Genomic DNA, 12,370 nt, shown 5'->3' with positions numbered 1-12,370 from the left:
TCATTCTATTAAACGCTGCATAAAGCGTTCCTATTTCGTCTTTATCTACTTCATTTTCAGGCACTTGTACTGTTAAATCACCGTCTTTAACTTTATCGGTTGCAGTAACTAATTTTTTAATAGGGTTTACTATTTTAGCAGTAAATATAACCCCGAAACTTATAGCTACAAACAGAAGTAATAAGGCGATAAAAATAAACATTATAGAGAACTTGATTTGTATATTATCTATTTCATTTTTAAGACTATTATACTCGGCAGCCGCTCCATTAGTTGCATCTATATGATCAATAATTTTATTATCTACTAATCTACCAACCAATAAATATACATCATTATATTCTTTTAATTTAATCAGCATTCTTATTTTGGTTGGATCGGATTTTACTTCCACCGGTTCACCTAAATCTGCTTTTTTAATTAAATGTGCAGGGATAGTTGCAAACGACAAAGAAAAACTTAAATAACTATTAGCTACTATAGTATTGGTAGATTTGTTTAAAACTATTGCTTCATCAAGCGAACGCATCTCTGCTTCGGTATTAAGCGTTTTAGTAAACAAAGCAGGATTATGAATTAAATCATAATACATATCACCTAAATCTTCAGCAACAGCTAAAGCCGTCTCTTTTAGCTGTAATTTATGCTCAGCAATATAAGATTCTGCAACTATTACCGATTGATCAAGGACCGTAGAAATCTTCTTATCAAACCATGCTTGAACACTAAGATTAAAAAAATAAACAGAAAATACTGAAACAATGATGGTTGGAATAGCAGCGACTAAACTAAAGGCAATTACAATACGATTTTGTAATTTAGAAGTATCATTATTATTGTTTTTAGCAAAGAATTTTTGAGTGAGTAAAATACCTAAAATTAAAAAAACTGCTAAATCAACTAATAAAAACCCAATAATCGTACTAAAACTCTTCGATTCTAAAGATATCACATAAAAAGTAGCACAGGCGACAATAACGGAAGATGCCATTAAAATAAAAATCAGCATTCTACTAGAAAAATAAGAACGTAGATTTTGTTTAAAATAACTAAGCATCAATACTGTTTATATTACTAACTATAAGAGTTCTTTATAACATAAAAAAAGTTAATTGGAAACATTTCAAGTTCTATAGTGAAATGGTATTGCTAAATAATGTATTGATGACTTAAAAAGTCTACGTCATTGCGAGAAAAATTATGAAGTAATTGCTGAAGCAATCCAGTAAAAATGCTAATTTATAGCATTTGTTTAATTTTTTTCTGGAGCACCAGGCTCCTTACAGTCGCGTGCAATGACAATATCAATCTTTATATTACAATACCGTTAAAGTTCTTAATCTTTTGGGTTTACTAATCAAATAATTATTCTATTCTAAACATATACTAAATGTTAACAAATTAAGGGTTAATTTATGATTAATAAAAAACCAAATTCAATAAATGAGAAACTTATAGAAGCCATACAGGACGGTAATATAAGTTATAGCTCTTTTAGAGAACGGAACTGATATTAATTTAAGAGTGTACAGTAAATACAACCTTTCATTATTCCAATATAAACAACAATGTCCCAATGCCTCAATTATTACCAGATAAAGGGTTTGATTCTAATATTATTAATACTAGATTTTATGCGCAACCACTTATATGTGTACCCTAAGATTTGATTACATAAATAAGCAAATGAGAGATTTTCTTGAAAAGAATAGTGCAAAATATAACACTCAAGTAATGGATATAGAACAAAATATTTTTTTACTGCAGTTGAAGAAGAAAATATAGAAAAAGTAATAAGTCTTTTAAAAGTTATGCAATAACACTTGCGCAGAAATGATATTGGGGTAACTTTCGTACTAGAGTAATCTACATAACAAAAAAGCTAGAAACATTAATATTTCTAGCTTTAATTTAGTATTAAAATAGTTTGAAATTTTATTCATCAAACATTTTTTTACGAGCAAATTTTCTTTGTCTTCTCGCTGCTTCTTGTGCTTTACGGACACGTTTTGCTGAAGGCGTTTCATAATAACGCTGTTCCTTCATCTTACGAAAATAAAGCTCTCTTTGTAGCTTTTTCTTAAAATTCTTAAGCGTATTGTCACAATTACCGGCGTGAACATTCACTAGTATCACTAAAATTACTCTCCTTAAAAGATATTGTGGTTTGCACTATGTTAAACTATAACCTATAATTAAGTTATATGTCAAGGTTAAAAATATGAGCATCCAGGAAGAATACTATATTAAAAAATTAAGCTTTGTGCAATCTTCATTAGAATTATTACCGTTTAATGAATGGAATAATAAGCTACTTAAAGAAGCAGAAGAAAAGTGTGGCTTTGACAAAGGCTATAGCTTAATACTTTTTCCGGAAGGGTTATCTGAAATAGTAGAATTCTGTGAGAGCTATTTAGATAAAATTTTACTAGAAAGCTTAAGCATAATAGAAGAACCGGCAAAAATAAGAGAGAAAATATCTTTAGCAATAAAGATCAGAATCAAATCGACACTCCCTATTATTCATAGTAAGAATGCTGCTTATTTTGCATTAAACCCAATACAAGGTGCTAAGGTTGCATTCCGTAGCTGTGATACTATTTGGCGTTATGCCGGCGATAAATCTCTTGATTTTAATTACTACACTAAAAGAAGTGTATTACTCTCGGTTTATGTCTCGTCTATTCTTGTTTATATTCAAGACGAATCGGAACATTATATTGATACTGATAAATTTATTGAGAATTCCGTAGAAAATATAGTAAAAACTTTCTCACAGATGAGAAAACTACTCGACCCTTCAAATATTCCCATAGTTAGAATGTTTACGTAAATATATTATGGGTAAAATTAATTATCAGGTATATACAGCAGACAAAGCTTGGGCTAGCTTGTAATTCAGTTGTAATATTGTTTTGATTCGCTAATTTTTATCAAAAAATATTTTATTTAAGAAACTTTTCTGATTCTTATGCTGATAACCACTACAGTTATTGTTCGATGTTTATTAATGCTTTAGCCCAATAATTATCTTCAAGATTTCTCTCCAAGCTCAATCTCTTATTTCTTCAAAAGAAAGCTCGTTATTTTCTTATATTTTGAAAATATTCCGACTATATCCAGAATAGGAGATAACACAGCTTGGTTATCATTATTAATTTGCTTGTTAATAATATTATTGTTAGAAAGTTCTTTAGTTTTCATTTGTCTCCTAAAATTAAATAGTTTAGTACAAATTATGTATTTATCTCTTGATCATTATCTATTATTATAAACCAAACTATTATAATAATTTCTCAATCATGACAAATACTAAATATTATCCTGAAGTTAGTTCAAATGCTGATTTTGCAGCTATAGAACGAGAAATACTAAAATTGTGGCAAGATAATAATATATTCCAAAAATCTATTGATAATAGAATAAAAGATGCCGAATTTATCTTTTATGACGGTCCGCCTTTTGCAAACGGTTTGCCACATTACGGTCACTTGCTTACCGGCTTTATTAAAGACGTATATGCTAGATACCAAACCATAAAAGGTAAAAAAGTCGAGCGTCGTTTTGGTTGGGACTGTCATGGTCTTCCTGCAGAAATGCAATCAGAGCAAGAGCTTGGCATTTCAGGGCGTCTTGCAATAACTAACTTCAGTATAGAGAAGTTTAATAGTCATTGCAGAGCTTCGGTAATGAAATATACCGGTGAGTGGGAGCAATATGTAACTCGTCAAGCACGATGGGTGGATTTTAAAAATTCTTATAAAACGATGGATACGCATTTTATGGAATCCGTCCTTTGGGCATTTAAGGAGCTATATAATAAGGGGTTATTGTACGAATCTATGCGGGTAATGCCTTATTCTTGGGCATGCGAAACGCCGCTTTCTCATTTTGAAACAAGACTTGATAATTCTTATCGTGAGAGAGCCGATAAAGCAGTAACGGTGAGTTTCATGTTAAGAGACAAACTACCGCATAGTGAATATAAAGAATATCGTATATTTGCTTGGACGACAACACCTTGGACACTGCCTGCAAATCTAGCCCTTGCAGTTGGTAGTGATATAGATTATGCATTAGTCCCTAAAAATGATATTTGTTATATTATCGCTGCTGCATCAGTTTCTAAATATGCTAAAGAATTAGAATTAAAAGGTGATGAGCAATTTACTATTATTAAAGGCTCAGAGCTTGAAGGATTAAGATACAAACCTTTATTCAACTATTTCGAGAATCATCCAAATAGCTTTAAGATATTTGCCTGCGATTTTGTCGTTGAGGGTGACGGCACAGGTGTTGTTCATATGGCTCCAGGCTTTGGTGAAGATGACCAAATACTTTGTGAATCAAAAGGCATTGAGCTAGTTTGTCCTGTTGATAATAGCGGTAAGTTTACTAAAGAAATTCCTGATTTAGAGGGCTTACAAGTATTTGATGCAAATGACAAAATAATAATCAAACTTAAAGAGCAAGGAAATTGGCTAAAAACCGAGCAGTATATTCATAATTATCCTCATTGTTGGCGTACCGATACACCTCTTATATATAAGGCCGTTCCATCATGGTACGTAAAAGTAACAAACTTTAAAGATAGAATAGTAGAGTTAAATCAGCAAATTAACTGGATACCTTCCCACGTTAAAGATAATGTGTTTGGTAAGTGGCTTGAAAATGCCCGTGATTGGTCTATAAGTCGTAATAGATTTTGGGGAACCCCATTGCCTGTATGGAAGTCCGATGATCCAAAATATCCACGCATAGATGTTTACGGTTCTATAGAGGAATTAGAGAAAGATTTTGGCGTTAAAGTTACTGATTTACATCGTCCGTTTATCGATGAACTGACTCGTGCCAATCCTGATGATCCAACCGGTAAATCAACAATGCGTAGAATAGAAGATGTGTTTGATTGCTGGTTTGAAAGTGGCTCTATGCCTTATTCGCAAGCCCACTACCCTTTTGAAAATAAAAAGTGGTTTGAGGATCATTTTCCAGCTGATTTTATAGTTGAGTATGTGGCACAAACACGCGGATGGTTCTATACTTTAATGGTGCTATCTACCGCTTTATTTGATCGTCCACCGTTTTTAAACTGTATATGCCACGGCGTGATTTTAGACACTACCGGTCAAAAACTTTCAAAGCGTCTTAATAACTATGCGGATCCGCTGGAGCTATTTGATAAATACGGCTCTGATGCTTTAAGAATTACAATGCTATCTTCAAACGTTGTTAAAGGTCAGGAGCTGTTAATCGATAAAGATGGTAAGATGGTATTTGATACACTGCGTTTATTCATCAAACCGATTTGGAATGCCTACCATTTCTTTACGATGTATGCTAATGCCGATTCACTTAAAGGCAAGTCTGATTTTGCTTCTGAAAACGTGCTTGATATTTATATATTATCTAAACTTAAAATAGCCGTACAAAAAATTGAAAAAAGTTTAGATAATTTTGATACGCAAGCAGCTTATCATCAAGTATCAGAATTTTTCGAAGTGTTAAATAATTGGTATATAAGACGAAGCCGAGCAAGGTTTTGGAAAAGTGAAAAAGATGCAGATAAACAAAATGCTTATAATACTCTATATTCATGTTTAGAGACCATGGCTATTGCGATGTCGGCACTAGTGCCTATGATTTCCGAAGCAATATATTTGGGGTTACACAATACTGTCATCCCGCAGCTTGACTACGGTATCTCAGGAGATAAACCTGGGGCACAAGATCCCATAATCAAATCGCAGGATGGTATAAGAGGATGCAGGAATGACAACTTATCAGTCCACCTATGCAACTATCCCAAGCTCTCAAACTTTGAGGTAAATCACGAGCTAGTTGCTACTATGGATACTGTCCTTGATATTTGCAGCAATAGTCTATTTATTAGAAGTAATGAAAATGTACGAGTAAGACAACCGCTTGCTAGTATAACTATCATCAGTAAACATAATGATAAACTTAAAGATTTTGAAGATTTAATTAAAGACGAGATTAATGTTAAGGCGATAATTTATCGTGATGATCTAGAGAATTATGCAACTACAAAATTATCGCTTAATTTCCCTATGCTCGGTAAACGTTTGCCTTATAAAATGAAAGAAATTATAGCCGCTTCTAAAAAAGGCGAGTGGGAAGCTACTGCAAGTGCTTTAGCTATATGCGGCGAAACCTTAAAGAGTGAAGAATATAAGCTAGTTTTAGAGCCTTACTCACATATTAAAGGAGCCGCAAGTTTTGCAGACAATAGCAGTTTGTTAATACTTGATTTAGAGCTAACGCCTGAATTAATAAAAGAAGGAATAGCTAGAGATATTGTACGCTTCATACAACAAGCTCGTAAAGATGCCGATTGTTCTATCACTGACAGGATTTTAATTGAGATAATAAGCGAGTCCGATTTATCTAAAATAATCAACATTTATGGAGATTATATTAAAGAACAAACTTTAAGCGAGTTTGCTAAAGACTTTACCCCCGATTATGTCAATGAAATAGAATTAGAGAACCATAAAATACAACTTAAGATTAAAAGATAGTAAATTATTATACTATCAATTAAGATATTGATAATGTACTTAGGTTAATATATTAGTATACTATAAATTAGGTAAATTATGTAGAAACACTCCTCCGTAACTCCAAGGGGGAAAAAGGTTCTTGGATTTAAACTAATCAGCCGAAAACTACTAAAACAGAATCAGAAACCACAAATGTAATAACTAAAGAATATTGAGATAAATACATTAATGAAATCCATCCTGAGGAAGGTAATGCATTTCATATAAGTTCAAATGAACCTAATAAATATAATATTACATAGAAAGGTAGATAAATACAAAGCACTAGAATTTGCAATTCAGAAAAAAAATTATCAGCAAACTGATGATTTAATTGCACTAACATTAATGTAATACAAGCAATACAAAACCAAAGTTTAACTTTAGTAAAGTATTTTATTGATGAAAAAGCCGGTTATGTTAATACTAGTTATTTCGGTTCTAATCTACTAAGATTCGCTGCTGTTTTGGAAGAACTGCATATAAAAGGTAAATTTAAGGTATATTTCGTACTTTTTCTCTTGAGGGCCTTAAGTGAGCTGGATGGAACTTCTTGAGGCAGTAAAGTTAAGATATGTGATTCTGAGTTTAATAGTTAACTTAATGTCGCTCTAGCTAACATATCATCATTTCAGTGACTGAATGCTTTGTTGCTAGGCTTTCGTACAGTAGCTATGTCATTCCAGCATAGGTAGGAAATAACCTTTATTGTCACACCGTGCCCGTGGTCAAGCTGTAATACGGCACTAGAAAAACTTAGATTCCTGCCTTTAGCTAAGAATGACATATGCAGCCTAGCAACAAAACTTACAACTTGTAACCAATATATTACCATGAACCATGGTTATCACATTTCATGCTAAAATATACTTTTTACAAATCTTAAAATATAGAGAGAATATATCTTAATCTACATTTATGGAAGAAAATCATTATTTTACGGTAGAAAAGAAGCTATAGAAAGAAGCTTATAGCAAAAAATAGATAAAAATAGTATATCTCTTATCCTTATGCACTGTTTAATATAGGAGAGTGTTACTTTCAACAAGAAAAATTTATAGAAACTAATAAAATATTATAGTCAGATCCTTAATAACCACTCGCTCTATCAAAATGCTGTATTTTATTACGGTAGTTCTTTTTACAATTTAGATAAATATAAAACCGCTCTAATTATTATCAAGAAGCACAATATTATTTAGGACAGTGTCACCTTAATCAAGAAGAATTTATAGAAGCTATTAGAGGCATATAATAAGGTAAACAAAATATTTTAAATTTTGACTTGGATATATGCTGAATAAATGAATAGTAGATAGACTAAGTTTAACTTAAAAAGAACAAGACACTTTGAAGCTTATAGCCTCAGCATATAGATTATAAGCAAAAAACAATATGCAGCATATTTCAGAAAGTGCCAAACACGATGAATTTAAATATGAATTTGTAGAGCTTAGATACCACGTGAGCAAAGGCAAATCCTCGAAAATTCGCTTATATCGAGCTTTCTAAAATATACTGTAACAATTTTTTAAATTAAATGAGTATATCAAGCAAATTCCAACAATATCTGTCCTCTTACAACATTATCCTTTTCATTAACATAAATTTTAGCTATTTTCCCGTCTCTTTCGGCAAGAATCAGGTTTTCCATTTTCATAGCAGTTAAAACCATAATTTCTTGCCCTGCTATTACTTGCTGCCCTTCCATAACTTTTATCGATACAATCTGACCGCTTAGAGGAGCTTGTAATTCAGTATTTTCTTCTACTACTACTTTTGAGACCATCAAAGCTTCAAGTTCCGATATACGCGGAGATCGCACAAATGCTTTTACACTAATACCGGCATGTGATAATAAATAACCGGTTCTGATATTCTCAATTTTCACATTTGTCTTTTTACCGTTAATTATAGCTGTAAAAAGTTCATTACCTAAATTCCAGTTACTACGAATATATATTCGGTCGCTTTCATGACGTATATTATAGCCGTTTTCAACAGGTGTAATTAATACAGGGAATAGTTTATCATCGATAGTTACTACCCATCTAGTACCTATTTTATTAGCTTGATTATTAATATTGCCAGAAATTAAAGAAGCACGTCTTTGTTCCGATATATAAATGAAAATAGCTGTTGCTAGAAATACGGTTGTTACTTCTGAGGTTAGACTAGCTCCTGAAAAACCGTCAGGATATTCTTCTTGAATAAAGGCAGTAGAAATATCACCGCTAACAAAACGCGGATGTAGCATTACTGCTTCTAAGAAACTGATATTATGAGCAATACCGTTAATTATATAAGAACTCAAAGCAGAACGCATTACCTCAATTGCTTGCTCTCTTGTTTCACCGTAAGTACATAATTTTGCAATCATCGAATCATAAAACATACTTACTTCACCGCCAAGCCCGATCCCTGTATCTATACGGATATTAGGACTCTTTGCAGGTTCAGAGTAAGCTATAATTCTACCGCTAGAAGGTAAGAAACCTCGGCTTGGATTTTCAGCACAAATTCGTGATTCAAATGCCCAACCTTTTAATTTTACATCATCTTGCGTAAAAGATAATTTTGCACCGGCAGCAATTTTTATCATTTCTTCAACAATATCTATACCGGTAATTAGCTCAGTAACAGGATGTTCCACTTGCAACCTAGTATTCATTTCTAAAAAATAGAAATTTTTATTGCTATCTACTATGAACTCAACAGTACCTGCAGAATAATATCCAACTTTTTGAGATAAAGATATCACCTGTTTATACATTTCTTGTCTTACATCTTCAGTAATAAAAGAACTTGGTGCTTCTTCGATTACTTTTTGATGGTGACGCTGTATTGAACATTCACGCTCTCCAAGACATACACTATTACCGTATTGATCAGCAAGTAACTGAATTTCAATATGACGGGGAGTTTGAATTAACTTCTCAATAAATAATCTATCATCACTAAAACTATTGGCTGCTTCAAGTTTTGCCGACTCAAAAGCATTTGCCATTTCAGCAGGATTATTCACCACTCTCATACCACGCCCACCTCCACCGGCAGCCGCTTTTACTATTATCGGGAAACCTATTTCTTTGGCAATATCTACTGCCTGTTTAACATCTTTTATAGTTCCCATATAACCGGGAACGGTACTAACGCCTGCCTCTATCGCAATTTTCTTTGCTTCGATTTTATCACCCATTTTCTTAATGGTTGTAGCACTAGGACCTATTAAAACTACCCCTTCTCTTTTAAGAATATTGGCAAAATTCGGATTTTCCGATAAAAAACCATAACCTGGATGTACTGCACTTGCCCCACTTTCACGAATCGCCGAAATAATATTTTTAATAGATAAATAACTTTCCGTTGCAGGAGAATCGCCTATATAATAAGCCTCGTCCGCATGCTGCACATATATCGAGTTTGTATCTGCTTCAGAATATACTGCAACAGACTTTATACCCATCTTTTTTAAGGTACGTATTATCCTAACAGCAATTTCACTACGATTAGCAATTAAAATTTTATCAAATAATGGTTTATTCATAGTTTTTATTATAAAATAAGCTTTATTCTTAACTTAATAAGATCTAAATAATTAAACAAACTCAGTTATTAATCCAATACATTCCATATTTATTATTACTATTTTCTTCAAGAATAGCATATATATTACTTTTTTCTAACGGCATTGCGCATATATATCTTGAACTTGCACAGGTACAAGAGTTAGAGCTTCTTCTGCTAAGTGTTTAATAGGACTAATAAGTGTATGCTTTATATAACATAAATAATAATTTTGACTTTCCAAATGATAAAATTTGTTATCTAAAGTTGGCGCATGTGGAGTAATAGGAGTTACCAGAGTCATAGAAACTGTAGATGTATCCTTAATTTCTTTAATATCTCTAATAATTCTAGTAACTGTATATGCATTCACTAATTTATTACTATTTTGATCTTTAGGAATAGGATGTTTCATATATATTATTTCCAGTATTTTTGTAAGCTCTAAAGGAGGCGGAATTGTTGTTTTCATATTAACTATCCAATATTTATATTCAAATTTTTTCATTACTGTCATACTGCAGCTGTCTTTATTGCCTGATTCTCAATGTCATTCCCGCATAGATCGACTTTTTTTGTCATTGCGATGACACTACATAGAATGGAAACAATCCAGTTTAAAATGCTAATTTTTAGCATTTTTTTATTACTTTTTTAGATTCACCTACACGGGAATAACATTTATAGCGGCAAATTATCATGCTTTTTCCAAGGTAATTCTACCTTTTTAGTACGTAAGAAATTTAATGCCTTACATATTCTCCATCTAGTATTTTGCGGTCTTATAATATCATCTAAATATCCCCTAGATGCTGCAACAAAAGGTGAAGTTACTACTTTTCTATATTCATCGATTTTTTGTTTTTTAGCTTCAGGGGCTTTACATTCTTCCTTAAATATTATCTCGGCTGCTCCCTCTGCACCCATAACAGCGATTTCAGAATTAAACCAAGCATAGTTTATATCGCCTCTAAGATGCTTAGAGTTCATTACTATATAAGCCCCCCCGTAGGCTTTACGGGTAATTACGGTAATCTTCGGCACTGTAGCTTCAGCATAAGCATATAACAGTTTAGCACCATGTTTAATAATACCGTCATGCTCTTGAGATGTACCAGGTAAAAATCCAGGTACATCCACAAGGCTCACTATAGGAATATTGAAAGCATCACAAAATCTAATAAATCTTGCTGCTTTTCTTGAAGCATTTATATCTAAACATCCGGCTAAATGTAATGGTTGATTAGCAACAAAACCTACCGGATAACCTTCCATATAACCAAAACCAATAATGATATTCTTAGCAAAATCAGGTTGCAGTTCAAAAAATTCTCCCTCATCAACGATACGCTCAACAAGCTCTTTCATATCATAAGGCTTATTAGGAGTATTAGGTATTAACGTGCTAAGAGACATATCGACTCTATCGGCAGGATCAACAGTCGAACGAACAGGAAGAGGACTACGATTGGATGACGGTAGGAAATTAAAGAACTTACGAATTTCGAGCAATGCTTCTATATCATTGTTAAATGCAAGATCGGCAACGCCGCTTTTAGTGGTATGCATCCTAGCACCGCCGAGCTTTTCTTGACTCACTTCTTCACCCGTAACAGTTTTTACTACATCAGGACCGGTTACGAACATATAAGAACTATTCTTAACCATAAATATAAAATCGGTTAAGGCAGGAGAATATACTGCACCACCGGCACAAGGTCCCATAATTAAAGTAATTTGTGGAATAACACCTGAAGCTAAAACATTACGCTGAAATAATTCACCGTATCCGGCAAGCGCATCTACACCTTCTTGAATTCTTGCTCCTCCTGAATCGTTAATACCGATTACGGGAGCAGCGGTTGCTATAGCTTGATCGATAATATCACAGATTTTCTTAGCATGATATTCACCGAGTGAGCCCCCGAGTACGGTAAAATCTTGGCTATAAATAAATACCAACCTACCATTTATTGTACCGTGTCCCGTTACAACACCGTCACCTAAAAACTTTTTATCCTGCATCCCGAAATTAGCGCATCTATGTGCTACAAACATACCTGTTTCGGTAAAGCTATTTGGATCTAATAATACTTCTATCCGCTCACGTGCAGTTAACTTACCTTTGTGATGTTGTGCATTGATTCTAGCTTCACCGCCCCCTTGCCTTGCAATATTTTTTCTCTCATCCAGTAACTCAGGAGATATTATATTACTTTGATTCATAGATATTTATTTTA

At 33.0% G+C, this 12,370-nt stretch carries 7 protein-coding genes (1 of these 7 cut by a window edge); 2 read left to right on the top strand and 5 right to left on the bottom strand.

Annotation, left to right across the window (positions count from 1 at the left end; genetic code table 11):
• Positions 1-1,057: the 5' portion of a sensor histidine kinase NtrY-like gene (locus A1E_RS01590; protein ID WP_012148485.1), read on the bottom strand. The gene continues 746 nt to the left of window position 1, outside the view; 1,057 of the gene's 1,803 nt are visible here — the first part of the coding sequence; the start codon lies at positions 1,055-1,057; its stop codon lies off the left edge, out of view.
• Between the two features lie 878 nt (positions 1,058-1,935).
• Positions 1,936-2,136 carry a 30S ribosomal protein S21 gene (gene rpsU / locus A1E_RS01585; protein ID WP_012148483.1) on the bottom strand — a complete coding sequence of 67 codons (201 nt, stop codon included), beginning with the start codon at positions 2,134-2,136 and terminating at the stop codon, positions 1,936-1,938.
• Positions 2,137-2,221: 85 nt separating this feature from the next.
• Here rpsU and A1E_RS01580 point away from each other — a divergent pair, with 85 nt between their 5' ends.
• Positions 2,222-2,833 (top strand): COQ9 family protein, encoded by a 612-nt coding sequence (locus A1E_RS01580; protein ID WP_012148482.1) that lies wholly within the window; start codon positions 2,222-2,224, stop codon positions 2,831-2,833.
• A 469-nt stretch (positions 2,834-3,302) separates the two neighbouring features.
• The gene (gene ileS / locus A1E_RS01575) at positions 3,303-6,542 is read left to right on the top strand and encodes an isoleucine--tRNA ligase (RefSeq protein ID WP_012148481.1); all 3,240 of its coding nucleotides are present in this window, start codon (positions 3,303-3,305) and stop codon (positions 6,540-6,542) included.
• A gap of 1,570 nt (positions 6,543-8,112) precedes the next feature.
• Here the strand turns inward: ileS and A1E_RS01570 are convergent.
• The 3 genes from A1E_RS01570 to A1E_RS01560 form a co-directional block, all read right to left on the bottom strand.
• Positions 8,113-10,110, bottom strand: coding sequence for an acetyl-CoA carboxylase biotin carboxylase subunit (locus tag A1E_RS01570; RefSeq protein ID WP_012148479.1), 1,998 nt, complete (start codon positions 10,108-10,110; stop codon positions 8,113-8,115).
• A gap of 135 nt (positions 10,111-10,245) precedes the next feature.
• A complete protein-coding gene (locus A1E_RS01565) occupies positions 10,246-10,602 on the bottom strand; it encodes a hypothetical protein (protein ID WP_155799161.1) in 357 nt (118 codons plus the stop codon).
• A 209-nt stretch (positions 10,603-10,811) separates the two neighbouring features.
• On the bottom strand, positions 10,812-12,356 hold the full coding sequence (locus tag A1E_RS01560) for an acyl-CoA carboxylase subunit beta (RefSeq protein WP_012148476.1): 1,545 nt from the start codon (positions 12,354-12,356) through the stop codon (positions 10,812-10,814).
• Between the last annotated feature and the right edge of the window lie 14 nt (positions 12,357-12,370).

It is taken from the genome of Rickettsia canadensis str. McKiel, from assembly GCF_000014345.1.
Classification (GTDB): Bacteria; Pseudomonadota; Alphaproteobacteria; order Rickettsiales; family Rickettsiaceae; genus Rickettsia; species Rickettsia canadensis.
The sequence above is the reverse complement of the archived record's forward strand: the minus strand, read 5'-3'. Positions and strand labels throughout refer to the sequence as shown.